Annotated in this window: 20 protein-coding genes; 10 read left to right on the top strand and 10 right to left on the bottom strand. The window is 74.6% G+C overall.

The features are described 5' to 3' along the window. The first annotated feature begins 311 nt into the window (after positions 1-311). Positions 312-1,241, top strand: a complete 930-nt coding sequence (locus G339_RS0126945) for a Ppx/GppA family phosphatase (RefSeq protein ID WP_019634177.1) — start codon at positions 312-314, stop codon at positions 1,239-1,241. 3 nt (positions 1,242-1,244) lie between these two features. On the opposite strand, the gene G339_RS0126940 is transcribed toward G339_RS0126945, so the two are convergent. The 7 genes from G339_RS0126940 to G339_RS0126910 form a co-directional block, all read right to left on the bottom strand. Continuing rightward, positions 1,245-3,197: a protein kinase domain-containing protein gene (locus G339_RS0126940; RefSeq protein WP_019634176.1), complete on the bottom strand. Its 1,953-nt coding sequence runs from the start codon at positions 3,195-3,197 to the stop codon at positions 1,245-1,247. Between the two features lie 90 nt (positions 3,198-3,287). Then, positions 3,288-6,560: an error-prone DNA polymerase gene (locus G339_RS0126935; protein ID WP_026341808.1), complete on the bottom strand. Its 3,273-nt coding sequence runs from the start codon at positions 6,558-6,560 to the stop codon at positions 3,288-3,290. A gap of 157 nt (positions 6,561-6,717) precedes the next feature. Continuing rightward, positions 6,718-8,247, bottom strand: coding sequence for a DNA polymerase Y family protein (locus G339_RS0126930; protein ID WP_019634174.1), 1,530 nt, complete (start codon positions 8,245-8,247; stop codon positions 6,718-6,720). Further along, complete coding sequence (locus G339_RS0126925) at positions 8,244-8,909, bottom strand: hypothetical protein (RefSeq protein ID WP_019634173.1); 666 nt, start codon at positions 8,907-8,909, stop codon at positions 8,244-8,246. The genes G339_RS0126930 and G339_RS0126925 overlap by 4 nt, the downstream gene beginning before the upstream one ends. 91 nt (positions 8,910-9,000) lie before the next feature. Beyond that, positions 9,001-10,041, bottom strand: coding sequence for an aldose epimerase family protein (locus tag G339_RS0126920; protein WP_019634172.1), 1,041 nt, complete (start codon positions 10,039-10,041; stop codon positions 9,001-9,003). A 47-nt stretch (positions 10,042-10,088) separates the two neighbouring features. Beyond that, the gene (gene bla / locus G339_RS0126915; protein WP_019634171.1) at positions 10,089-11,018 is read right to left on the bottom strand and encodes a class A beta-lactamase; all 930 of its coding nucleotides are present in this window, start codon (positions 11,016-11,018) and stop codon (positions 10,089-10,091) included. A 52-nt stretch (positions 11,019-11,070) separates the two neighbouring features. Next, positions 11,071-11,607: a nuclear transport factor 2 family protein gene (locus G339_RS0126910; protein ID WP_019634170.1), complete on the bottom strand. Its 537-nt coding sequence runs from the start codon at positions 11,605-11,607 to the stop codon at positions 11,071-11,073. 124 nt (positions 11,608-11,731) lie between these two features. Here G339_RS0126910 and G339_RS0126905 point away from each other — a divergent pair, with 124 nt between their 5' ends. Continuing rightward, complete coding sequence (locus tag G339_RS0126905) at positions 11,732-12,337, top strand: response regulator transcription factor (RefSeq protein ID WP_019634169.1); 606 nt, start codon at positions 11,732-11,734, stop codon at positions 12,335-12,337. Here the strand turns inward: G339_RS0126905 and G339_RS37145 are convergent. Together G339_RS37145 and G339_RS0126895 are read right to left on the bottom strand one after the other, a co-directional pair. Beyond that, on the bottom strand, positions 12,263-14,134 hold the full coding sequence (locus G339_RS37145) for a sensor histidine kinase (protein WP_019634168.1): 1,872 nt from the start codon (positions 14,132-14,134) through the stop codon (positions 12,263-12,265). The genes G339_RS0126905 and G339_RS37145 overlap by 75 nt on opposite strands. Before the next feature lie 14 nt (positions 14,135-14,148). Further along, positions 14,149-14,727 carry a TetR/AcrR family transcriptional regulator gene (locus G339_RS0126895; protein WP_019634167.1) on the bottom strand — a complete coding sequence of 193 codons (579 nt, stop codon included), beginning with the start codon at positions 14,725-14,727 and terminating at the stop codon, positions 14,149-14,151. A gap of 71 nt (positions 14,728-14,798) precedes the next feature. On the opposite strand from G339_RS0126895, the gene G339_RS0126890 reads away from it, so the two are divergent. The 5 genes from G339_RS0126890 (at position 14,799) to G339_RS0126870 (ending at position 20,784) form a co-directional block, all read left to right on the top strand. Continuing rightward, the gene (locus G339_RS0126890; protein WP_026341807.1) at positions 14,799-15,293 is read left to right on the top strand and encodes an FBP domain-containing protein; all 495 of its coding nucleotides are present in this window, start codon (positions 14,799-14,801) and stop codon (positions 15,291-15,293) included. Positions 15,294-15,408: 115 nt separating this feature from the next. Further along, the gene (locus tag G339_RS0126885) at positions 15,409-15,837 is read left to right on the top strand and encodes a VOC family protein (RefSeq protein ID WP_019634165.1); all 429 of its coding nucleotides are present in this window, start codon (positions 15,409-15,411) and stop codon (positions 15,835-15,837) included. 44 nt (positions 15,838-15,881) lie between these two features. Continuing rightward, positions 15,882-16,568, top strand: a complete 687-nt coding sequence (locus G339_RS0126880; RefSeq protein ID WP_019634164.1) for a TetR/AcrR family transcriptional regulator — start codon at positions 15,882-15,884, stop codon at positions 16,566-16,568. Positions 16,569-16,581: 13 nt separating this feature from the next. Beyond that, the gene (locus tag G339_RS0126875; protein WP_019634163.1) at positions 16,582-17,880 is read left to right on the top strand and encodes an oxygenase MpaB family protein; all 1,299 of its coding nucleotides are present in this window, start codon (positions 16,582-16,584) and stop codon (positions 17,878-17,880) included. 573 nt (positions 17,881-18,453) lie between these two features. Then, positions 18,454-20,784: a DUF8189 domain-containing protein gene (locus tag G339_RS0126870; protein WP_084693427.1), complete on the top strand. Its 2,331-nt coding sequence runs from the start codon at positions 18,454-18,456 to the stop codon at positions 20,782-20,784. Between the two features lie 18 nt (positions 20,785-20,802). Here G339_RS0126870 and G339_RS35420 read toward each other — a convergent pair whose 3' ends face one another. After that, positions 20,803-21,270, bottom strand: a complete 468-nt coding sequence (locus G339_RS35420) for a hypothetical protein (RefSeq protein WP_240489911.1) — start codon at positions 21,268-21,270, stop codon at positions 20,803-20,805. Here G339_RS35420 and G339_RS35415 point away from each other — a divergent pair. Genes G339_RS35415 through G339_RS0126850 form a run of 3 tightly spaced genes read left to right on the top strand, consistent with a single transcriptional unit; the run spans position 21,263 to position 23,899 of the window. Next, on the top strand, positions 21,263-21,871 hold the full coding sequence (locus G339_RS35415) for an ATP-binding cassette domain-containing protein (RefSeq protein WP_019634160.1): 609 nt from the start codon (positions 21,263-21,265) through the stop codon (positions 21,869-21,871). The two genes, G339_RS35420 and G339_RS35415, sit on opposite strands and share 8 nt — an antisense overlap. A 12-nt stretch (positions 21,872-21,883) precedes the next feature. Beyond that, on the top strand, positions 21,884-22,633 hold the full coding sequence (locus tag G339_RS0126855; protein WP_019634159.1) for an ABC transporter permease: 750 nt from the start codon (positions 21,884-21,886) through the stop codon (positions 22,631-22,633). A 33-nt stretch (positions 22,634-22,666) separates the two neighbouring features. Beyond that, entirely contained in the window at positions 22,667-23,899 is a 1,233-nt protein-coding gene (locus G339_RS0126850; protein WP_019634158.1) for an acetyl-CoA hydrolase/transferase family protein, read from the top strand. The last annotated feature ends 197 nt before the right edge of the window (positions 23,900-24,096 follow it).

Here is a 24,096-nt window from a genome sequence, read left to right as displayed (position 1 = left end):
CCGTTCCGCTGCCGGTCGCGGACGCTTTGATCCCGAAGGGGAGCGACCGGCTTGCGCAGAACGTAGGGACGGCAGGTTGCCGCCGGATGCCAGGTCTTTTTCGCGCTTGTTACGGCCGCCACACCGTTGGTTCGTCCGGACAAAGCGCCGGGATCGCCGGATCGCGGCTGGTACGTTCCTCCAACGGGGAAGTGATCCACGTCACCTGATGTTCGTTGGAAATTCGGTCAAACGTCGCTTTTGCAGTCCTGTTCTCCGGGCAGACCCCGGGCGTGGAACGTACGGCGAGACCGGTTCGGTAGCGTCCTCCCATGCGACTCGGCGTGCTGGACGTGGGCTCGAACACGGTGCATCTCCTGGTGGTCGACGCCCACCGGGGCGCGCGGCCCCTCCCGGCGTTCTCCCACAAGGCCGAACTGCGGCTCGCCGCGCACCTGGAGGACGGCGACCGGCTGTCGGCGCAGGGCGAGGAGCTGCTGCGGTCGTTCGTCGGGGAGGCGCTGCAGATCGCCGAGGACAAGGGCGTCGAGGACTTCGTCGCGTTCGCCACCTCGGCCGTTCGGGACGCGGTGAACGGGGAGGACGTGCTGGAGCGCGTCCGGTCCTCGTTCGGCGTGGACATCTCCGCCCTGTCCGGGCCCGACGAGGCCAAGCTGACGTTCCTCGCGGTGCGCCGCTGGTTCGGCTGGTCGTCGGGGCGGCTGCTCGTCGTCGACATCGGCGGCGGCTCGCTGGAGATCGCGTCCGGGCTGGACGAGGACCCTGACGTCGCCGTCTCGCTGCCGCTCGGCGCCAACCGCCTCACCCGCGACCGGTTCTCCGCCGACCCGCCGCCGCCCGAGGAGGTCCGCGCGCTGCGCAAGCACGTCCGCGCCGAGATCGCCCGGCACGTCGGGGAGATCGCCCGGTACGGCCCCGCCGACCACGCGGTCGCGACGTCCAAGACGTTCAAGCAGCTCGCCCGGATCGCCGGGGCCGCGCCGTCGTCGGAGGGCGCGTTCGTCCGGCGGGTGCTGCGCCACGACGACCTCGTGGAGTGGGCCGGCAAGCTCGCCGAGCTGGACCCCGCCGACCGGGCCGCGCTGCCCGGCGTCTCCGAGCGGCGCGTCCCGCAGCTCCCCGCCGGGGCGATCGTCGCGGACGCCGCGATGGACCTGCTGGAGATCCGCGAACTGGAGATCTGCCCGTGGGCGCTGCGCGAGGGCGTCATCCTGCGGCGCCTCGACACGCTCACCGGGTGACGGTCACCAGTTCGGGTGCGCGATCACCGTCCCCGCCGGGGTGAGGACGCGGTCGCCGGTGCCGTCCGGGCGGATGGCGTGGACGACCGGGTCGGTGAACGGGCCGCGCACGTAGACGAGCCAGCGGCCGTCCGGCGACCACCACGGGTCGGACTCGTTGACGTCGCCGGTCGTGACGCGGTGCGGGTTCCCGCCGCTCGCGGTCGTCACCCAGATCTGGCCGTGCGGGGACTTCCCGCGCGTGTAGGCGAGGGATTTCCCGTCCGGCGACCAGGCGGGGTCGCCCGCCGGGACGTCGTCGCGGGTGACCTGCTGGAACGCGCTCCCGGGTGAGTCGGGGTCCATCGTGTAGACGCGCGGGACGCCGTCGCCCGTCTTGCTCCAGAACGCCAGCCGCCCCTGGCGGGACCAGGTCGGGTCGTCCTTGTCGGCGTCGTCGGAGGTGATCCGCGCCGGGTCGCCGCCGTCCACCGCGCGGACCTCGAACTGCCGTACGCCGCCGGTCCGCACCGGGTAGGCGATGCGCTTCCCGTCCGGCGACCAGGCGACGCGGACGAGCCCGGGGAGCGCGTCGGTGACCAGGCGCGCGCCGCTCCCGTCGGCGTTCGCCACCCACGCCTCCACCGTGCGGCCGAGGGACCGGGTGAACGCGATCCGGCGGCGGTCGGGCGACCACTGCGGGAGGACGTCGCAGGTCGGGCCGCCGACGAGCACCACCGGCGCGGCGGTGCCCGGCGTGTAGCGGCCGATGTCGCCGTGGCACTGCTTCGGCCAGCCCGGCGCGGTGTCGATCCGGACGAGCAGCGGGTCGCGGGGGAACGCGGCGGGCCCGGCGGCGGGCTTCCCGTCCGGCCACAGCACGACGACCGCGACGGCGGTGAGCGCGGCGGCGACGGCGGCGGCACCGCCCGCCAGCAGCGCCCGCGACCGGCCGCGCCGCCGCGCGGGCGGCGCGTAGTCCGGCCCCGGCACGGGTTCCGGCACGGGCGGCAGGGTCGCGACCGGCCCGGTCCCGATCGGCGCGGTGTCCGGCACGATTCCCGGCACGGGTTCCGGCACGGGCTCCGTCCGCCGCTGCTCCGGCGGCGCGACCAGCGTCGGCGGGACCGCGCGGGCGGCGGCCTCGGCGGCGGGGCCCGGCGCGTCCGCCCCGACGAGGTCGAGCAGCAGCGCCCGCGCCGTCGGCCGCCGCGCCGGGTCCTTGTCGAGCGCGGCCCGCACGAGCCCGGCCAGCGGTTCGGCGAGCGCCGACAGGTCCGGCTCGGCGTGCAGCGCCCGCGCCGCCATCACGTGGACCGGCCCGGTGCCGAACGGGTTGTGCCCGCTCGCGGAGACCGCGACCAGGCAGCCCCACGCGAACACGTCCGTCGCCGGGGTGATCTCCCCGCCGGACACCTGCTCGGGCGCGAGGAAGCCGGGCGTGCCGAGGAGCTGCCCGGTGCGGGTGAGGGAGGCGGCCTCGTCCAGCGCCCGCGCGATCCCGAAGTCGATGACGCGCGGGCCGGAGCGCGACAGCAGCACGTTGCCGGGTTTCAGGTCGCGGTGGACCAGGCCCGCCGCGTGGATCGCGACGAGCGCCGTCGCGACGCCGACCGCGACGCCGTGCAGCGTCCCGGCCGTCAGCGGCCCGTCCGCGTCGAGCTGCTGCTGCAGCGACGGGCCCTCGATGAACTCCGTCGCCAGATAGGCGGTCGGGCCGTCCGTGCCGTGGTCCAGCACCTGCGCGGTGCAGAACGACGCGACGCGGCGGGCGTTGCGGGCCTCGTCGCGGAACCGGGCGAGGAACGCCGGATGCCCGGCCAGGTCGGGCCGGACGACCTTCACCGCCACCGCCGTCCCGTCCGCCGCGCGGCCCAGGTACACCGCGCCCATCCCGCCCTCGCCGAGGCGCGCCTCGATCCGGTACGGCCCGACCCGCTCGGGGTCGCCGGGCCGCCGGGCCGGGGAACCGTCCATCCGCGTCGACCTCCCGCCCGGACCGGCCGGGTCGTCGAAAGTAAAGAGATCTCCAAGTGTGCCGGTCGGAGCGGTCGTCGCGCAGCGGGCTCAGTGGAAGTCGCGCGACCTGTTCCGGCCCGGGACCGGGAGCCGCCGCAGCCGCGTCGCGCGGACGTGCGTCACGCCGTCCACCCGCTCCAGCCGCCCGTTCACCAGCAGCGCCTGGGAGTCGACGGCGAGGGCGCGGAACCGCTCGAACACCTGCGGCGGGCAGACGACGTTCACGATGCCGGTCTCGTCCTCCAGGCTGATGAACACCACGCCGCTCGCGGTCGGGGGCCGCTGCCGGTGCGTGACCAGGCCCGCGACCACGACGTTGCGGTCGCCGGAGACGTCCGCGAGAGCGCGCGACGACAGCGCGCCCAGCTCGTCGAGCGCGTCGCGGACGTGCGCCACCGGGTGCGTGCCGGACACGCCCGTCGCCCACAGGTCCGCCAGCGTCTCCTCGACCGGCGTCATCGCGGGCAGCGGCGGGGCCTCGACGCCGGGCACCACGCCGTCGAGGCGGTCCGGGCCCGTCCCGGCGAGCGCGCCCGCCGCCCACAGCGCGGCGCGGCGGTCCAGGCCGAAGCACCCGAACGCCCCGGCGGCGGCCAGCGCCTCCAGCGCGGGCGCGGACAGCGGGACGCGCCGCGCCAGGTCCTCCAGGCTCGCGTAGGGGCGGCCCGCCGCGACCGCCTCGGCGAGGTCGTCGCCCAGGCCCCGGACCCCGGCCAGCCCGAGCCGCAGCGCGGGCTGCGGCTCCGCCGGGCCGTGCGGGTGCCGGACGGTCGGCGCGACGGGCTCCTCCAGCGTCGGGTGCGCGGCGCTGGCGTTGACGTCCACGCCCCGGACCGTCACGCCGTGCCGCCGCACGTCCGCCAGCAGCGACTGCGGACTGTAGAAGCCCATCGGCTGGTTGCGCAGCAGCGCCGCCGTGAACGCCGCCGGATAGTGCCGCTTCACGTACGCGCTGGCGTAGACGAGGTGCGCGAAGCTCTGCGCGTGCGACTCGGGGAAGCCGTAGCCGGTGAACCCGAGGATCTTCTGGTAGACGTCCTCGGCCACGTCCTCGGTGATGCCGCGCTCGGCCATCCCCGACAGCAGCCGCGCGCGCATCCGCTCCACCCGCTCGGGCGCGCGCTTGGCGCCCATCGCCTGCCGCAGCTCGTCGGCCTCGGCGGGGGTGAACCCGGCGCAGGCGATGGCCAGCTCCATCATCTGCTCCTGGAACAGCGGGACGCCGAGCGTCCTCGCGAGCGCGCCCTCCATCAGCGGGTGCGGGCACGTCGGCGGCTCCAGGCCCTTGCGCCGCCGCAGGTACGGGTGGACGGACCCGCCCTGGATCGGGCCGGGCCGGATCAGCGACACCTGCACGACCAGGTCGTAGAACTCGCGGGGCCGCAGCCGGGGGAGCGTCGCCATCTGCGCGCGCGACTCGACCTGGAACACCCCGACCGTGTCGGCGTCCGACAGCATCGCGTACACGCGCGGGTCGTCCGGCGGGATCGACTGCAGGTCCAGGCGGGGGCCGTGGTGCTCGGCGACGAGGTCGAACGCGTCGTGCAGCGCGGCGAGCATCCCGAGGCCGAGCAGGTCGAACTTCACCAGCCCGGCGGCGGCGCAGTCGTCCTTGTCCCACTGCAGGACGCTGCGGTTCTCCATCCGCGCCCACTCGATCGGGCAGACCTCGCCGACCGGGCGGTCCGCGATGACCATGCCGCCGGAGTGGATGCCGAGGTGGCGGGGGAGGCCCATCATCCGCCGCGCGAGCGCCATGACCGGTTCGGGCACGGCGTTCTCCGTGCCGACCGGGTCGCGGGAGTCGACGGTCCGCGACCAGGCGTCCTGCTGGCCGGGGGAGTGGCCGAGCGCGCGGGCCGCGTCCCGGACGGCCATCCGCGGCCGGTACCCGATGACGTTCGCGACCTGCGCGGTGCAGGAACGCCCGTACTTGTCGTAGACGTACTGGATGACCTTCTCGCGCCGCCGGTGCTCGATGTCCAGGTCGATGTCGGGCGGCCCGTCGCGGCCCGGCGACAGGAAGCGCTCGAACAGCAGGCCGTGCCGGACGGCGTCCACGCCGGTGATGCCGAGCGCGTAGCACACCGCCGAGTTCGCGGCCGACCCGCGGCCCTGGCACAGGATCTTGTTGTCTTCGCAGAACGCCACGATGTCGTGGACGATCAGGAAGTAGCCGGGGAAGCCGAGCTGCTCGATGACGTCCAGCTCGCGGGCGATCTGCGCGTACGCGCCGGTGACCCGCTCGTTCTCGGGCGGCCCGTAGCGCCGCCGCGCGCCCTCCGCGACCAGGGCGCGCAGCCACGACGCCTCGGTGTGGCCGTCCGGGACGGGCCAGTCCGGCAGCTTCGGCGCGACCACCCCGAAATCGAACGCGCACGCGCGGGCCAGCTCCACCGTCCGCTCCCGCACGCCGGGGAAGCGGGCGAGCCGCGCCGCCATCTCCGCGCCGCCGCGCACGTGCGCGGCGCCGTGCGCGGGCAGCCAGCCGACCATGTCGTCCAGCGCGCGGCGGGCCCGGACGGCGGCCAGGGCCTCGGCGAGCCGCGCGTCCGGGCCGGGCGCGGCGAAATGCACGTTGTTGGACGCGACGAGCCCGACCCCCGCCCGCTCCGCCAGCGCGGCCAGCGCGTCGTTGCGGGGATCGTCTCCGGGCAGGCCGTGGTCGGTCAGCTCGACGAAGACGTTGTCGCGGCCGAACCGGGCGATCAGCGCGTCCAGCTCGCGCGCGGCGGCGTCCGGCCCGCCGGTCGCGAGCGCGGCGGGGACCGGTCCCTTGCGGCAGCCGGTGAGCACCGCCCAGTGGCCGCCGTGCGCGTCCGCGAGCGCGTCGAGGTCGTAGACCGGGCGGCCCTTCTCACCGCCCGCGAGCTGCGCGGCGGTGATGGCCGCGCACAGCCGCCCGTACCCCTCCGGATCGCGGGCCAGGACGAGCAGGTGCCGCCCGCCGGGATCGGGCTCCCCGGCACGCGGCCCGGGATCGTCCAGCGTCAGCTCGGCCCCGAACAGCGTCCGCACCGACGTCCCCCGCGCGGCCTCGGCGAACCGCACGGCCCCGTACATCCCGTCATGGTCGGTGATGGCCACGGCCTCGACCCCGAGCCGCACGGCCTCGGCGATGAGCGCATCGGGATCACTGGCCCCGTCCAAGAAACTGAACGACGAATGACAGTGCAACTCGGCCCAAGGCACAACATCCCCAGGCGCGGGCGGCTCCGGCCGGGGCACCGGCGCCTCCTCCACGGGAGCCACCGCCCCGCCGCCCCACCGCAGCCGCCGCTCCAGCTCACTCCAGGGCACGACGGGGTTGAACCAGCCCATGCCCCGCCCTCCCTCACCTCGACCGCCGTTCCGCGCGACCACGGTACGCCGAAACAACGGTTTCGACACCACTGGCCTGGCGAAGCACCTGGATCAGGGGCAACGCCCCGATGGTGGGCGGTGTCGGGAAGGTCAGCGTCGGTGGGCCTTCCGGAGTTCAGTCGTAGACCGCCTCGACCTGCCAGTTCCCGTGCTCCACCGACGCCAGGTAGGCGCGCCCGTCCTCGGTCGCGAGCTGGAAGCGGGCGCGGCGGCGGGCGCGCGGCGGGTCCCACCAGCGCTCCGCGACCGGCCACGGACCGTTCCACGCGACGATCCGCACGGCCGGGCCGCCGCCGACCGCGAGCCGCGCGGGCGGCGCCGACACCGCGCACCGCGCCGACACCGCCACCCGCGCGCCAGCGTCGTCGGTCACCTCGGCGGGCAGCGGGCCGGGCGGGACGGCGGCGGGCGCGGGATCGGGCACCCCGCCCGGCCACGGCCCGTCCGGCCGGTCAGTGGGCGCGAGGTCCCCGACCGGCACCCGCACCACCCGCTCGCCCGGGTCGCGGCCCGCCACCAGCACCGGCCGGGCGACGCCGCCGTGGCCGAGCAGCGCCTGCACCCGGTCGGCGGCGCGCGCGACCCGGTCGGTCACCGCGCCCCGCCCCCACAGGCCGTCCTGCCTACCGGTGTCGGGGACGAGCTGGTCGGGGACGAGCTCCAGCCACGCCGCGCCGCCCCACACCGCGTCGGCGTCCCCTTCTTCGGGCCGCCACGCCGCGAGCTGCCAGCGGACGCGCTCGGCCACCGCCGTCGCCGACAGGTTCCCGTCGTGCCGCCACAGCCGCTCCAGCACCCGCCCGTCGGCGAACCCGACCTCCACGCCGAGCCGCGCGCACGTCACGCCGTCCGCCGCCAGCGCCGCGTGCAGCTCCGCCGCCAGCCGCCGGGCGGCGAACACCACCTGCTCGGCCCGCTCGGCGGGCGGGTCGAACGCGGTCCGCGCCGCGCGGTCGGCGGCGGCCGCGCCGGGCGCGAGCGGCCGCGGTTCGATACCGCGCGCCAGCCGGTGCGCCCGCGCCCCGTCCGCGCCGAACCGGTCCGCGACGCTCGCGGCGGGCAGCGCCGCGAAGTCCCCGAGCGTCCGGACGCCGAGCCGGGCCAGCAGCTCCGCCAGCTCGGGCCGCTCCAGCACCGCCAGCGGATAGGGGGCCAGGAACCGCGCCGACCCGCCCGCCGGGACGATCGCCCCGCCGTCCTGCCGCGCCGCCAGCTCCGCCGCGAACAGCCCGTCGGCGACGCCCGCGCCGCAGTCGAACCCGGCCTCGACGACGGCGTCCTGCACGTGGACGCGCAGCGCCTCCTCCCCGCCGTAGAACTGCGCCGGGCCGCGCGCCGGGACCGCGCACACGCCCGGCCGCACGACCTCCACCCGGGGGATCAGCGCGGCGACGGCCGCCGCGACGGTCTCGAACAGCCGTCCCTCGGCGGCCTCGTCGCGGTCCTGGACGACCAGTTCCGGGCAGCGGCGCTGCGCGTCGCGGACCCGCTGGCCGCGCCGCACGCCCGCGGCCCGCGCCGCCGCCGTGCAGGCGGCGAGCCGCCCCCGGGCGACCACCGCGCCGGCCGTCGCGGCGTCGATCCCGGCCGCCGTCGCGGGCCAGTCCGGGCACCACACGACCAGTACCCGCGGACCGCCCGTCACGCGACGACCTCCAGCCGGGGCCGCCCGCCGTCCGCCGGGGCGACCTCCCCGGCCGGGCCCGGCAGCCACAGCCACGCGCCGCCGCCGCGCCCCTCGGCCGTCACCCGGGCGCGGCGGGCGCGCAGCACGCCGTGCCCCGCGCCGAGCCCCTCCCACCGGGACTCGGCCACCCGCAGCCGCAGCCGGACGCCCGGCCACGCGGCCGCGTGCGGGCCCGCGAGCGCCAGCACGCAGCCGTGCCGCCGCGCGAGCGCCGCCAGCCGCCGCGCCGCCGCCGCGCCGGGCCGCTCCGGCGGGCGCAGCAGGACCAGGTCGACGGCCTCGGTCAGCGCCGCGACCACGTCGGCCCACCGGTCGCCGGGGTCGTCGACGAGCAGCAGCCGCTCCGGCGCGGCCCCCATGCCCGCCGCCGCGACGACCCCGAACTCCGGCAGCCCGACGACGGCGCACCAGCCGCCCGCGCGGTCGGGGCCGCCGTGCCGGGACACGCCCGCGACGAGCGCCAGCCCGAGCGAGCCGGACCCATGCCCGGCCACGCCGACGAGCGAGCCCGGCCGCAGCCCGCCGGGGACGACCGTCCGCAGCGCGGGCAGCACCGGGACGGCCGGGCGCGGAGCCGCGCCGGGCAGCGGCCCCGCGAGCGTCCGCGCCGGTTCCGCCACGGTGTCCTCCCGCCTGAGAGCATGATCGAACGTGCGTTCGAATGCTTACGTTAGCGCAGGTCACCCGGTGTGCGACAGGCCGGTCCGCCGGTCAGTCCACGGTGAACGCGTACGTCGTGGAGGACGTGTAAACCCCGTCCTCGCGCAGCAGAACCGTCGGGAAGTCCGGCCGGTTCGGGGAATCGGGGAAGTGCTGGGTCTCCAGCGCCAGCCCGTCGTACCGGACGTACGCCCGGCCGCCGGTCCCGGTGAGCGACCCGTCCAGATGGTTGCCCGTGTAGACCTGCACGCCCGGCTCGGTCGTGGACAGCTCCAGGACGCGGCCCGTGCCCGGCTCGGTCACCCGGACCGCCGGGGACGCGCCGTCCAGCACGAACGTGTGGTCGAGGCCGCCCGCGCGGACGAGCTGCGGATCGTCCGCTGCCAGGACCTCCCCGAGCGGCCGGGGCCGGGCGAGGTCGAACGGCGTGCCCGCGACCGGCGCGGGCGCGCCCGGCAGCGGCAGCATCGTCTCGTCCACCGGCAGGTAGCGGGCCGCCGCGACCTCCACCAGGTGGCCGCGCACGTCGCCCGCGGACTCCCCGGCCAGGTTGAGGTAGGTGTGGCTGGTCAGGTTGACGACGGTCGGGCGGTCGGTGATCGCGCGGTGGTCGATCGTCAGCGCGCCCGCCCGCACGGTGTAGACGACGGTCGTATCGAGCCGTCCGGGAAAGCCCTGGTCGCCGTGCGGGCTGACGAGCCGGAGCCGCAGCGCGTCGCCGTCCGGCTCGGCCGCCCAGAGCCGCCGGTCGAACCCGTCCGGGCCGCCGTGCAGGTTGTTCGGCCCGTTGTTGGCCGCCAGCCGGTACGGCGAGTCGTCGATCGAGAACCGCGCCCCGCCGATGCGGTTGGCGTACCGGCCGATGAGCCCGCCGAAGTGCGGCCCGCCGTTGTGCTCGACGTACTCGCCGAGCGTCCCGAAGCCGAGCGCGACGTTCGCGGTCCGCCCGGCGCGGTCGGGCGTCTCGACCGCCTGCACGATCGCCCCGTAGGTCAGGACGCGGACAGTCAGCCCGGTCTCGTCCGCCAGCGTGTACCGTTCCACGGCCGTGCCGTCCGGCAGCGTCCCGAACGGCTCCACGGCGATCCCCATCGGCGCCCCTCCCCTTCAAGATCATGTTACCTGCGGTCCCGGAGGTCCTACCCGGCCGCACCGAGCCCGCGTGCCAGAACGGCGGTCGTCTCCGCGACGGTCGCCTCGTCCGCGGCCCCGTCCGCAGCTCGCCGGTTGGTGAGGATCACCAGGACGATCGGCGCTCCGGACGGCGGCCACGCGACCGCGACGTCGTTGGTCGTGCCGTAGCCCGGCCCCGTCCCGGTCTTGTCCGCGACGGTCCAGCCCTTCGGAAGCCCCGCCCGGATGCGCGCTCCGCCGGTCGTGGTCGCCTTCATCCAGCCGGTCAGGCGGTCGCGGTCGGCGGGCGCGAGCGCGGTCCCGAGCGTGAGCGTGCGCAGGTCGCGGGCGTACGCCGCCGGCGCGGTGGTGTCCCGCCGCTCACCCGGCCGCCACACGTTGAGATCGGTCTCCCACCGGTCGAGCCGACTGACCGGGTCACCGAGCGACCGGTAGAACGCGGTCAGCCCGGCAGGGCCGCCGATCTGCCGCAGCAGCAGGTTGCCCGCCGTGTTGTCGCTCACGGTGATCGCCGCCGCGCACAGGTCCGCGACGGTCATACCGGTGCCCACGTGCTTCTCGGTGACGGGCGAGTTGGCGACGAGATCGCCGCGCGTATAGCGGACGACCCGGTCCAGCAGTCCCGGATCGGACCGCCGCGCCTTCCGCAGCACCGCCGCGGCCGTCATCGCCTTGGACGTCGACAGCACCGGGAACAGCTCGTCCGACCGGTGGCCGAGCACCCGGCCCGTTCCGGTGTCGATCGCGTACGCGCCGACGCGTCCGTGATGCCGCTGCTCCAGTCGGCGGAGCTGCCGTTCCACCGACGACGCGGCGACGTCGCCCGGAGCGCCGCGGGGGACCGCCCGCTCGGCGGCCGGGGAGCCGCCGCCGCAGCCGCCGAGCGCGACGACGGCGGACAGGACGAGCCGAAACCGTAGTGAGCCGATACCCATGCGGTAGAGCAGAACAGATCCCGGCGCGCCGTGTCCAACGCGGGACGCGGCGTCAGATCCGGGGCCGGGAAGCCGCGTCCAGCCGGTAGTGCGCCCGCTCGTCGTCCGGGATCGGGAACGAGCTGTGGACCCACATCTGGTCGACCGTGCAGGCGGTCATCCGCCAGATTCCGCCGTCCTTGCGGAACCGGTCCACCCGCATCCCCTCGCCCGCGATGATGGGCCGCTGCGGGCCGCCCGCGTCCTCGCCCACCAGTACGCCGAGCAGGTAGGACAGCGCCGTCGCGGTGCCGTCGTCCTCGGCGTACACGGTGGGGTTGAGGCTGGCGTGGCGCAGCCCGTCGTTGATGGGCAGCTTCTCGCGCAGCAGTGCGATCGACGCGTCCCGGCCCTCCCGGTATCCCCAGACGTGGTCCAGGACGAAGTCGTCGGTGAGCATCTCGCCGAGCGCGTCGAAGTTGCGCGCGTCGAAGCACCACTCGAAGCGCGCGACCAGGTTCAGGCAGGCGAGCTGGTCGTCGGCGCCGAGGCCGGTCTGCGCCTTCTCCAGCGGGGCGAAGTAGCCGCTCGGGACGATCGTGGAAATCAACGGGTTCTCCTTTGCCGTACGGTCGGTACGGACAATGCTGGCGATCCGCCCCGCGCCCGCGACAGTGCCGCCGTCACCGGCCGACCGTGCATTTTTCACACGCGTCCGCTGGGAGGATGTCCGCATGATCCGTGTCCTGATCGCGGAGGACATGCACCTCCTGCGCGAGGCCCTGGCCGAACTGCTGGGCTTGGAGGACGACATCGAGGTCGTGGCGCAGGTGGACTCCGGCGCGCGCGTCGTCCCCGAGGCGGCGCGCCACCGGCCCGACGTCGCGGTCGTCGACATCGACCTGCCCGAGCTGGACGGGCTGTCGGCCGCCGCGCTGCTCCCCGAGCGCGCGCCCGGCTGCCGCGTGCTGATCCTCACCGCGCTGAGCCGCCCCGGCCATCTGCGGCGGGCGCTGGAGGCGGGCGTCGCGGGGTTCGTGCGCAAGGACGTCCGGCCGGACGAGCTGGCGGCGGCGGTCCGCACGGTCGCGGCGGGCGGCACCGTGCTCGACCCCGCGCTGGCGTCGGCGGCGCTGCTGGCCCCGCCGACGCCGCTGACCCAGCGCGAGACCGAGGTGCTGCGGCTGTCCGCGACCGGCGCGCAGCCGCTGGAGATCGCCGAACGGCTGTTCCTGTCGTACGGGACCGTCCGCAACTACCTGACGTCAGCGGCCGGCAAGCTCGGCGCCCGCAACCGGGTCGACGCCATCCGCATCGCCGCCGAGGCCGGGTGGATCTGACCGGAACTCGGCCACCACCTCGAACCCGCCGCCCGGCCGCGGCCCCGCCGACAGCCGCCCCCCGGCGCGCGCGGCCAGGCTCGCCAGGCCGGTGCCCCCGGCGCCCGGCGCGCGGGGCGGCCCGTCCGCGCCGTCGTTGACGACGCGCAGCCGCACGCCGCCGTCCGCGCCGGTCACCGCGATGGCGCAGATGCGCGCGCGGCTGTGCCGCAGGATGTTGGTGACGCACTCGCGGAGGACGGCGGCCACGGCGGTGCCCGTCCCGTCCGGCAGCGGCCCGGCCGCGACCTCCGCGCGGACGTCGATGCCCGCTGCGGTCAGCACCTCGACCGCCGCGTCCACCTCCCGGCGCGGGTCGAGGCGCACCCGGTCGCCGGTGATCGAGTCCAGCTCGGCGTGCGCGCGGTCCAGCACCGGGACGAGCGCGGCCAGCTCGCCGGCGGCGCGCGCCGGGTCGCGGTCCAGCAGCCGCAGCGCCAGCTCGCCGCGCAGCGCGACCGCCGACAGGCCGAACCCGAGGACGTCGTGCAGGTCGCGGCCGATCCGGGCGCGCTCGGCGGCGACGGCGGCCGCCGCCAGCTCGTGCCGGGCCCGTCCGAGCAGGACGACCAGGTCGCCGAGCCGGGACAGGCTGTAGAACAGCCACGCGAGGATGACGGTCGAGAGCAGGCCCGCCGCGATGTCCGGAATCGACGACGCCGGAGGCGGCGTCACGGACAGCACCACCTGCAAGGCCAGCACGGCGGCGGCGATCAGCCACGACCTCGGCGGCCGCACCCACGCCAGCGCCGCCCCGACGAACAGCCCCCACAGATCGCTGATCATCGCCAATGCGCCCGCCGCGTAGCTCCCCGGCCACGCCACCGGTATCAGCAGTAGGCCGACCACGGCGAGCCGCCCGCGCGACGGCCGCGCCGACAGCAGCGCCACGGCCAACGCCAGCAGCGGGACGAGCAGGTACGACCAGCGCGGATCGCCGTCCGCGACGAAGAAGAAGTTGACCGCCGTCCGCGCCGTCTGGACGAGCACGACCGCGACGAGGATCGCCCGGACGAACCCCGGCGACCGGACCGGCGGGGGCGGGCGGCGCGCCTCCGGGGCGCGGCCCGCGATCGAGCGGACCTCCGCGAGCGTCCGCCGGGCCGTCTCCGTCGCCGCGCGGACGTCGGCGCGGGCCTCCTCGGGCGCGGCCCCGGCCGCCGCCGCGAGCCGCCCGGCGATGGACCGCAGGTCCGCGCCGACGGTCCGGCGCAGCTCGGCGTCCAGCCGCAGCCGCTCCCGGGACGTCTCGATCCGGGCCAGGCCGTCCCGCGTGGCGTGCAGGTCCGCCACCAGGCCGCCGAGGGTGTGGAGGCTGAACACGATCAGCGCGTCCGTCGCCAGGGCGAGCGGCCGCCAGGCCCAGGTGCCGACCGGCTCCCCGGCCAGCGCGCCGACGACGGCCGTGCCGACCAGGACGGCGCCGAGCGACGGCCAGGCCGTCCGGGGCGGGAGCGCGACCAGCACCCCGGCCCCGATCGTCCACGGCAGCCAGCCCCACGCCGTCCCGACCAGCGCGAACGGCGCGAGCGCCAGCGCGGTCAGCGCCGCGAGCAGCGCGTGGCGGACGCCCGGCCGGAAGCGCCGGGCCAGCAGCAGGACCAGCGGCGGGTAGGAGGCCGCCGCCAGGGCCAGCGCCTCCGCGTCCGCGCCGCGCCGGACGGCGTCGAACGCCCGGATGCAGAAGAGCAGCGCGAGCGCGGTCCACAGCATCGCGCGCGCGACCCGCGGCCGGAGATCGTCCCCGCTCGACCCCACGCTGCCCCCCGAAATCACCCGGTATCTTCCCACGCCCGGCTCCGCAGCAGGGCGTCGAGGGAATCGAGGGTCCACGCCCACGACTCCTGCGCGGCGACGGGCGTGTGGCTGAAACCCCCGGCCGCCTCCAGGCTGACGAAACCGTGGAACACGCTGCCCAGCATCCGGACGGCGTGCGTCTGGTCGGGCTCGGCGACGTCGTAGCCGCGCAGGATCGCGCGCGTCATCCGCGAGTGCCGGACGCCCGCGCTGGCGGCCGCCGTCTCGGGATCGAGCCGGAGCCGGGCGGCGGTGTAGCGGCCGGGGTGCTCGCGGGCGTAGTCGCGGTAGGCGTCCGCGAACCCGGCCAGCGCGTCCCGCCCGGCCCGTCCCGCCACGGCCGCGGTGACCCGGTCGGCGAGTTCCTCCAGCGCGAACAGGGCGATCCTGATCTTGAGGTCCTCGGAGTTCTTCAGGTGCGAGTACAGGCTCGCGACCCTGACATCGAACCGGCGGGCGAGCGCCGAGACGGTCACCTGCTCGAAGCCGACCTCGTCGGCCAGTTCCGCGCCCGCGCGGGTCAGGCGCTCGGGCGTCAGTCCCGCTCGGACCACGGTGCCCCCTTCCTCTGCCTACATCAATTATGCAGTTGCCTAAATGATTTAGGCAAACTAGCCTGCGGCTCATGAGACCGATGACCGAGCAGGAGATCCGCACCGCGTTCGTGAACTGCACCAAGGGCGAGGCGAAGCGCCTGGCCGTCCCGCGCGACCTGGCCGAACGCCCGTGGGAGGATGTAGACTTCCTCGGCTGGCGCGACCCGCGCGCCCCCGACCGCGCCTACCTCGCCGCCGAGATGGACGGCCGCCCCGTCGCCGTCGCGCTGCGCTCCCCGGGCACCGCCGCCCGGCAGGCCCGGCGCGCCATGTGCTCCCTCTGCCTGACCACCCACACCGGCGGCGTCTCGCTGATGATCGCCCCGCGGGCGGGCCGCTCCGGGCAGCAGGGCGATTCCGTGGGCACCTATATCTGCGACGACCTCGCCTGCTCGCTCTACGTGCGCGGCAAGAAGCCCGCGGGCGCGGGCGCGCGGCTCCCCGAATCCCTCACGCTGGAGGAGAAGATCGAGCGGACCGTCGCGAACCTGCGCGCCTTCCTCGCCAAGGTGACCGCCGGATAGTTAACCGCTGGGTTCACGACCGTTGCGAACTTTGACGTTGTTGCAGGTAGGCGCGGTGAGCAGGATGAGGATCAGCGACAACGAACCATCCGGCTTCTGGAGGCGGCACCCCGCTATGAACGCGATCCCCGAGGAGTACAAGGGCGGCGTCCCGTATCTCAACGTCCACGACGCCACGACGGCCATCGGCTTCTACCGCAAGGCTTTCGGCGCGGACATCCGCATCGAGATCCCGCGGCGCGGCGGCAAGGTGGCGCACGCCGAATTCCGGATCGGCGACGCGGTCTTCCTGCTCCGCGACGAGTACCCCGAATACCACTTCCGCAGCCCGCGGGCGATCGGCGGAACCCCGGTCGATCTGCTGGTCTTCGTCCCGGACGTCTACGCGCTCACCGAACGGGCCGTCGCCGCCGGGGCGAGGATCGTCCGGCCGGTGGAGAAGCAGTTCCACGGCGACCTCCTCCAGGTCGAGCTGGAAGACCCGTTCGGCCACTCCTGGTTCTTCACGAGCCGCGTCCGGGACGTGACGGCCGCCAGCCTCTGAACGGCACTTGTTAAGCGCTTCGCAAGTAACTACGGGTGTGAGACATGACGTCCAACACGTCTCACACCGTCCGGCGCACCCAGGAGGAGCGGCGGGCACAGGCCGAAGACGCCCTGCTCGACGCCGCCGCCCGGCTGTTCGCGCGGCACGGCGTCGAACGGACCTCGATGGCCGACGTCGGCGCGGCGGCCGGATACAGCCGCGGCCTGGCCAACCACCACTTCGGATCACGGGCCGAACTGGTCGAACGGCTCGCCCGCCGCGCCCAGGCGGCGTTCGCGGCGCGGCTGGGCACACTGGACGCCGACGACCCGCAGGCCGTCGCGCGGCTGCTCGAAAGCCTCGCCGAACGCGCCGACCCCGGCCTCGCCGGGGACGCGGGCGTCGAGGTGCGCGCACTGGTGACGGTCGCGTCCACCTACCTCGCCGTCCTGGACGAGGCCCGCGCGTTCCTGGTGCTCTGGGGCTCGGCCCTCGCCGAGGAATCCGCGCTGCGGCCCGTCTTCGCCGCCGACGACGCCCTCTTCCGCCGCGGCGTGCGGCACGTCATCGCGCTCGGCCAGCGCAACGGGACGATCACCCCCGACCTGGACGCGCCCGCCGCGGCGACGGCGGTGGTCGGCCTGCTGCGCGGTGTCGCCGCGCAGTTCCAGATCGACCCGGACGCGGCCGACCTGGACGCGGCCCGCGCCACCTGCGCCCGCTTCCTGACCGCCGCCCTCCGTCCCTGAAGCGAGGTATCCGATGGCCCTCCACTACCCCCGGCTGGCGGAACGCGCGCGCGGTCAGCGGGAGCTGCAGCCCGGCCTCTACGGCGGGATCGACTTCGCCGAGACCCCCTACCGGTTCACGACCGACCCGGCCGACGAGTCCGCGCTGCCCGCGTGGGTCGCGGAGCGCGGGCCGCTGCTCGCGGACGAACGCCTCGTCGAGCTGATGCGGACCGCGACGCTGCTCGGCGACGTCGTCGCGGACCCGTACGCCTCGCTCGTCGAGAAGCACGGCGTCCGGGGGCTGATCGGCATGCTGCGCCGGGCCTGCCGCGAGGGCGTCGACGCCGTCCCCGACGCCCCGGACGAGCTGCGGGCGTTCATCGCCGCGATGGAGGCCGCCCCCGACTGGGTCGACCTCGGCCTGGTCGAGGAGGGCGCGCGCCACCTGCGCGTCAGCGGGGCGTTCCTCGCGCCGTTCCTGACGCGGGGCGCGTTCCTGGCGACGTTCCTCAACACCTACGCCGCGCTCCCGATGACGCTGACCGGGGCGCTGTCGAGCCGGCGGGCCGACCGGCGCGTCAACGAGACCGCGAGCTTCTTCGCGGTGACGGCGCTGCCGGGCGCGCTCCGGCGGCACGGCCCCGGCTTCGAGGCGGCGGCGATGGTGCGGCTGATGCACTCGATGGTGCGCTACAACGCGCTCCGCCGCTCCGAGCAGTGGGACGCGGACGTGTACGGCGTGCCCGTCCCGCAGGTCGACCAGATGCCCGCCGGGCTCATCAACATGTACGTGCTCGCGTCGCTCGCCCGCCGCCGGGGCCGCACCTCGTTCTCCCCGCGCGAACGCGCGATGCTGGAGGTGAGCCGGTACCGGTGCTTCCTGCTCGGCCTGCCCGAGGAACTGCTGCCGACCACGGCGGACGGGATCATCGAGGTCTTCCACGCGCGCGCGGCCGTGCTGCGGGACGGGTTCGACGACGCCACGTGCGGCGAACTCGTCCGCTCCACGATGAAGGCGTACCTGCGGCCGGGGCGGACGGCTTTCGACCGGGCGGCCGACGCCGTCGAGCGCAGTTGGAGCCGGGTTCTCTTCCTGGGCGTCTGCGGTGGGGACCGGAAGGCCGCCGCCGCCATGAGCGTCACCCTCGGCGTCGGGGACGTCGCGCGCGTTGCGCTCACCGCGCCGTTCATCGTCGGCCGGTTCCTCGCCGTGGTCGCGGCCGGTCGCCGTCCTTTTCTTCGTCGGGCGGCCGACGCCTACGCGACCCGCATGCTCAAGAAACGGCTCGCGACCTATGGCAGCCCGGAGTACACGCCGCACGCCGCCTGAGACTTGAGTCAGCCGGCTGTCCGACTTCGCTCCGGGCACGTCACCATGAGGTGCGACAGCACATCGGGCGGACGAGGGAGCGGGGCGACGGTGGCGCACGTCAGGGCGGCGGAGCGCGAGGGGCAGATCGTGGCGGCGGCCATCCGGTGACCTGGGAAATTGCGCACGCCTGGGCGCACCCCCGCTCGCGCGGGGAGAACACTTCGTGACCTGCGGTTGAGCCCCGCCGTTGCCTATTTGAGACCTGATGGGGGGCGTCAAGTGTCGGGATATGGCGGTGATCTTACGCTGAAGCGCTGATCGCTGGCGGGTGGTCGGACGTGGTTTGAGGTGGCGGGCGGGGGAGTGGCGCGGTCGCTGTGCGTGTGGGTGGGCGGGGTTGGGTGCTGTTCGCGCATTGCTGCGGGCGGTCCGGTGGAAGGGTCGTTGGTGTGGGGGTTTGCGGAGAAGTCAGTGACCTTGGTTTGGTTTTTGGGTAGCGTTGGATTTCGAGATCTTTGGGCCGGTCTCATGGTGTCTATATTCGGACGTTCTTTTTAATTCGGTCATTCTCTGGTCGAGGAGGGATGGTTTATGTCTGAAAAGTCCGTTCGGGGTCGGCGGTGGGGAGCCTTAGCCGCCGCCGTGTGCCTGGCGGCCGGTGGTCTGGCGGCGGTCGCCGGGGTGCCCGCCGTCGCCGCTCCGGACGCCGCCGTCGCCGGGGCTCCGGTCGTCGCCGGTGCCGCCGACGGGACGTTGACCGTCTTCGTTCGCGGCGCGGACGGCACCCTCTACCGCAGGGCGCGGGACCGCGAGGACGAAGGCTGGAGCGCCTGGGCGAGCACCGGCGGCAAGGCCGTGGGCGACCCGGTGACCGCCCGCAACCTCAACAAGCGCCCCTCGGTGTTCGTCCGGCGTCCGGACGGCCACCTGTGGTACCAGACCCAGGCCGCGAACGGGAGCTGGGGCGCGTGGGCCGACCTGGGCGCCCCGCCGAAGACCGCCGTCGCCGGGGCCCCGACGATCGTCGCGAACGACAACACCTACAGCAGCCCGTCCCCGAATCGCGACGGCGCCGTGAAGGGCAACACCGACGGCCGCCTGGAGCTCTTCCTCCGCGGGGCGGACGGGCACGTCTGGCACCTCGTCCAGAAGGCTCCCAACGGCACGAGCTGGAGCAAGTGGGAATCGCTGCCGGGAACGTGGGTCGGCAACCCCACCGCCGCGACCGCCGGGGACGGGCGCATCAGCGTCTTCGCCCGCAAGAGCGACGGGCGGCTCCGCGTGATCGCGCAGAAGCATCCGAGCACGCCGGACAAGCCGCTGCCCGCCGGCAACTGGTCCGCGTGGACGCAGATCGGCAAAGGCTTCACCGGAAACGTCTCCGTCGCACCGAACGTCCTCAAGAAGGGCACGCTGTTCCAGGTCTTCGGCGACCGCGGGGACGGCCGCCTGTGGACGGTCACGCAGTCGGAGCCGGGCACGTCGGCGAAACCGGTCGGGGCCTGGGGCGAGGGCCGGTCGATCGGCCCGGCCGTTCCCGGACGGCCCGCCGTCGTCGCGCACACCGACGGCCGCCTCTCGGTCTTCGGCATCGACGCCGCCGGTCGCGTCGCCTACAGGTCGCAGACGGCCCCGGTCTCCGAGGACGCCCCCAACGGGATCTGGAGCGGCGGCTGGCGCGCCCTGGGCGACGAGAAGATGCGGTCGGTCGCGGTGCAGCCCGTCCGGCGGGGGAACTTCGTCGCGCTCGACGTCTTCGCCATCGGCAAGGACTCCGACAAGCTCTACCAGCGCAGCCAACTCGCGGCCGGGAGCCCTACGGGCAGCAAGGAGGACGTCTGGGTCGACTGGGCCGACCTCTCCGCGGTCGGGTCCGACAAATGCGCGCCCCCCGGCTCGCTGGACTGCCTGACGATCATGCCGAGCGACCTGTTCCTGGCGCTGAACGTCAAGGACCCGCGCGACCCCGGGAGCCGCATCACGCGCGGCAACCCGCTCCGCAGCCCCGCGCACCTGTGGACGCTGCGTCCGACGGACGATCCGGGCGGAGCGATCAGCATCTACAACAACGCCACGGGCCGGTGCGTCGACGAGGTCGACGACACCTTCCCGCCGTACCATCTGCAACTCGCCGCCTGCGATCCCGCGCGCGTCGAACAGCAGTGGTACATCGAACCGGTCCTGCCCGCGAACGCGGACAAGGGCACGCAGACCGCCTCCGACTTCCGTTTCCGCCAGCGCGGTGAGCGCAGGTTCTGCCTGACCGCGCTGGCCGCGGACGCCGGAATCCACGACGGCGAGCAGGTGGAGCGGATGAACTGCGACACCGATTCGCCCAACGACCACAACAAGTGGAGGCTCGGCAGCAGCGCGATGCTCGGGAAGGGCCCCACCGCGCCCGGCGTGCTGAACATCGTCCTCAAGCAGGCCGCCGCCCGGTGCGCGGCCAATCCCGACGGCAACAAGTGCGAATTCGTCGCGCTTGAGGAACCGCGCGCCTACAAGGCGGCGGACGGCTGCGTGAACGGACGGGTCCTCTACAACCAGAGCCCCGACCGGGACGCCGAATACTACATAAGCTGGGCGCGGACCTCCGGTACCGAGTTCAGTTTCGGCCAGTCGATAGGGCTTTCGGTCGAGTTCTTCTCGCAGGAGTTCAACGAGTCCTTCACGTGGCTCCAGCAGAGCACCGTCACCGAACAGGTGCAGATCCACGTCCCGCCGAAGCGGTTCGGCTGGGTCGAGACCGCGCCCGTCCTGCGCGAGACGATCGGCTACTGGAAGATCAGGCTGGACGGGTACACCTGGACCGTCCCCGGCCACAACGTCTCGTACGCCAAGGAAGGGACGGACGGCGTCGAGTCCATTCCCGTCGCCCGGACGTCCAAGACCCCGCCGACGTCCGGCCGCTGCGATTCCTGAGTGAGCGGGCGGCGGCGTTCACACGCCGCCGCCCCCGGCCGGGGCGTAGGCGAGCAGGCGGCCGCCCAGCAAATCCTCGGCGGCGTCGAGAAGGACTTCCAGGGCGTCCGCTATCTCGTCCGGACTTTCGCCCGCGGTGATGCGCCGGCCGATCTCCGCGAAGACCAGGGAATGGACCGCGCCGATCTGCGCCGCGGCGACGCGGGGGAGCGGATCGTCCGGTGCCGCGCCGGTCTCCTCCGCCAGGACCGCCGCGAGCGCGTCGGTCATCTGCTGCCCGAGTTCCTCCAGCCGCGCGGTGAGCGTCGGGGCGGCGCGCATCATCTGGTAGATGCGGCCGAACCCTTCGGTGAGCCCGAGACTGCGGTCGCGGCGGCGGACCTCGGCGCGCAGCCGCGCGAGGACGGCGCGCGCCGCGGACTCGCCCGGCCCGCGCTCCCGCACGATGTCCGCGAGCCGCTGGGGGGACGCCTTCCGGATGCTCACCACGCTCCTGCCGCCCACCGGCGGCGAGGCCGAGATCGCCGGCCACGACCTGCGCCGCGACCCCGCCGGCGTGCGCCGCCGCATCGGGTACGTCGCGCAGTCGGGTGGGCTGGACCCCGCCTGCGACGTCCGCGAGGAACTGGTCACCCAGGGCCGTCTGCACCGGCTGAGCAGGGCCGCCGCCCGCGAGCGCGCCGCCGGGCTGGCCCGCGACCTGGACCTGCCGCCGGACCGTCCGACCGCCGCGCTGTCCGGCGGCCAGCGCCGCCGCCTCGAGATCGCGCTCGGTCTCGTCAACCGGCCCGAGGTCCTGTTCCTCGACGAGCCCACCACCGGCCTCGACCCCGGCAGCCGCGCCGACCTGTGGGACCTCGTCCGCCGCATCCGCGCCGAGCACGGCACGACGGTCTTCCTCACCACCCACTACCTGGACGAAGCGGACGCCCTCGCCGACCGCGTCGTCGTCGTGGACGCCGGGACGGTCGTCGCGGAAGGCACCCCCGCCGACCTCAAGACCCGCTACGCGGGCGACCCGGCCGCCAGCCTGCAAGATGCGTTCCTCGCCGTCACCGGCCGGGCCGATGAACCCGTCGCCATCTGACCGGAGACCCCTATGACCCTTCTCACCGACACCGGCACCGTTTTCGGCCGCTACCTGCGGGCGACGCTCCGTTCGAGAACGCAACTGCTCTTCGGGATGCTGCAACCGCTGCTGTTCCTCGCCCTGTTCGGCCCGCTGCTGACCGGGCTGCGGCTCGGGACGGACGCGACGTCCTGGCAGACGCTGGTCCCCGGCGTCCTCGTCCAGCTCGCGCTGCTCGGCGGCTCGTTCGTCGGCCTCGGCCTGCTGATGGACCGCAACCTCGGCGTCATCGACCGGATGCGCGCCACACCGGTGAGCCCGGCCGCGCTGCTGCTCGGCCGCACGTTGCGCGACGTCGTCCAGCTTCTCGCGCAGTCCGCCGTGCTCGTTCTGCTCGGTCTGGCGTTCGGTCTGCGCGCCCCGCTGCTCGGGATCATGATCGGGCTGCTGTTCGTCGGCGTGCTCGCGGCCGCGCTGTCGGCGCTGTCGTACGGGCTGGCGATGAACGTCCGGACGGTGCCGGAGTTCGCCGCCATCGTCAACACGGCGGCGATCCCGCTCATGCTGCTGTCCGGCCTGCTGCTGCCCATGACGCTCGCGCCCGGGTGGCTCGACGGGGCGTCGCGCGCCGTCCCGTTCCGCTACACCGTGGACGCGGTGCGCGAGGTGTTCCTCGGGCACTACGCCGACGGGACGGTCGCGGCGGGCGCGGGCGTGACGCTCGTCCTGGCGGCGCTCTGCCTGTTCGGCGGCGTCCGGCTCTTCCACCGCGCGCCCTAATGTGGGGGTAAGTCGATCAATGGGGGAGTTCCGATGCGCGTCGTCTCCGAGTCGCACCTGGCCGCCGTCCTGTCCGGACTGCCGGGCTGCCCGAGGATCGTCGCCGGAGGCAACTTCGCCGCGCCCCGGCGCGCCCTGGAGATCGTGGACGCGGCCGTCGCCGAATACCGCCTGTTCATGCTGAACGCGCAGACCGGGCTGCCCGACCGCGACGGCGTCGTCCTGGAGACGCCGTTCGTCGGTCCCGGCATGCGCGGCCGGGCGAACCTGCGGTACTTCCCGTGCCGCCTGTCGCTGGTCCCGCTGCTGCTCAAGGAGACGCTGCCGCCGGACGTCGTGGTCGTCCAGACGTCCCAGCCGGTCGGCGGCACCGTCTCGCTCGGCGTCGAGGTCAACATCCTGCCCGCCGCGATCGAGGCCGTCCGGGCGCGCGGCGGGCTGGTCGTCGCGCAGCTCAACCCGCGCATGCCGTTCACGCACGGGGACGCGGTCCTCGCGCTGGACGAGATCGACTACGCCGTCGAGACGGACGAGCCGCTGGCCGTTCCCGCGCACCGCGACCCCGGTGACATCGCGCGCCGCATCGGGGAGCGGGTGGCCCGGCTCGTCCCGGAAAGCGCGACGCTCCAAATCGGCATCGGCGCGATTCCCGACGCGGTGCTCGCCTCCCTCGCGGATCGGCGCGGACTGGCGGTGTGGTCGGAGATGTTCAGCGACGGCGTTCTGGCGCTGGAAAAGGCGGGCGCGCTGGATGCGGCGTCGCCGATCACCGCGTCATTCGCGTTCGGCGGCCCCGAGCTGTACGACTGGATCGACCGCAACGACCGCGTCCGGATGCTGCGGACGGAGAAGACCAACGACCCCGGGCTCATCGCCCGCCAACCCCGCCTGACCTCCGTGAACAGCGCCCTGCAGATCGACCTCTACGCGCAGGCCAACGCGAGCCGCGTGCGCGGGACGATCTATTCGGGATTCGGCGGGCAGACCGATTTCGTCGTCGGGGCGCTGCACTCGCCGGGCGGCCATGCGATCATCGCGCTGCCGTCGTGGCATCCGCGCGCGGACGTCTCGACCGTCATTCCGCGTCTCGCCGGGCCGGTGACGTCCTTCCAGCACAGTTACATCGTCAGCGAACAGGGGACCGCCGAGATCTGGGGCCACGACGCCGCCGCGCAGGCGGAGCAGATCATCGACAATGTGGCCCACCCGGACGCCCGAGAAGAACTGCGCACCGAAGGCCGCGCTCTCGGCTTCCCCCTGAGCTGACGTCCCACGCCTGCCGAACTGCGTGAACTGACCGTCCGACACCGACCTCGGACGGTGGAGCGAAACCGTCCAGGACGCGGTCGATCTCGCCTACGGTGTCCGGACCACCCTCCGCCGCTGCGCCGACACCGGAGCCGCCGCCCTGGTCATCACCCCCGACAGACCAATGCTCGTGTCCGCCGGAATCGCAGACCACA

The organism is Actinomadura atramentaria DSM 43919 (assembly GCF_000381885.1).
Classification (GTDB): Bacteria; Actinomycetota; Actinomycetes; order Streptosporangiales; family Streptosporangiaceae; genus Spirillospora; species Spirillospora atramentaria.
The sequence above is the reverse complement of the archived record's forward strand: the minus strand, read 5'-3'. Positions and strand labels throughout refer to the sequence as shown.

What these genes read in the sequence shown, in the direction of transcription:
- G339_RS0126920 (WP_019634172.1), bottom strand. Translation starts at nt 10,041, where the DNA reads ATGGGGATCGCCGTGGAGCCGTTCGGGACGCTGCCGGACGGCACGGCC.
- G339_RS0126935 (WP_026341808.1), bottom strand. Translation starts at nt 6,560, where the DNA reads ATGGGCTGGTTCAACCCCGTCGTGCCCTGGAGTGAGCTGGAGCGGCGG.
- G339_RS0126880 (WP_019634164.1), top strand. Translation starts at nt 15,882, where the DNA reads ATGACGTCCAACACGTCTCACACCGTCCGGCGCACCCAGGAGGAGCGG.
- G339_RS0126885 (WP_019634165.1), top strand. Translation starts at nt 15,409, where the DNA reads ATGAACGCGATCCCCGAGGAGTACAAGGGCGGCGTCCCGTATCTCAAC.
- G339_RS0126940 (WP_019634176.1), bottom strand. Translation starts at nt 3,197, where the DNA reads ATGGACGGTTCCCCGGCCCGGCGGCCCGGCGACCCCGAGCGGGTCGGG.
- G339_RS0126870 (WP_084693427.1), top strand. Translation starts at nt 18,454, where the DNA reads ATGTCTGAAAAGTCCGTTCGGGGTCGGCGGTGGGGAGCCTTAGCCGCC.
- G339_RS0126875 (WP_019634163.1), top strand. Translation starts at nt 16,582, where the DNA reads ATGGCCCTCCACTACCCCCGGCTGGCGGAACGCGCGCGCGGTCAGCGG.
- G339_RS0126945 (WP_019634177.1), top strand. Translation starts at nt 312, where the DNA reads ATGCGACTCGGCGTGCTGGACGTGGGCTCGAACACGGTGCATCTCCTG.
- bla (WP_019634171.1), bottom strand. Translation starts at nt 11,018, where the DNA reads ATGGGTATCGGCTCACTACGGTTTCGGCTCGTCCTGTCCGCCGTCGTC.
- G339_RS0126855 (WP_019634159.1), top strand. Translation starts at nt 21,884, where the DNA reads ATGACCCTTCTCACCGACACCGGCACCGTTTTCGGCCGCTACCTGCGG.
- G339_RS0126850 (WP_019634158.1), top strand. Translation starts at nt 22,667, where the DNA reads ATGCGCGTCGTCTCCGAGTCGCACCTGGCCGCCGTCCTGTCCGGACTG.
- G339_RS0126890 (WP_026341807.1), top strand. Translation starts at nt 14,799, where the DNA reads ATGAGACCGATGACCGAGCAGGAGATCCGCACCGCGTTCGTGAACTGC.
- G339_RS35415 (WP_019634160.1), top strand. Translation starts at nt 21,263, where the DNA reads ATGCTCACCACGCTCCTGCCGCCCACCGGCGGCGAGGCCGAGATCGCC.
- G339_RS0126905 (WP_019634169.1), top strand. Translation starts at nt 11,732, where the DNA reads ATGATCCGTGTCCTGATCGCGGAGGACATGCACCTCCTGCGCGAGGCC.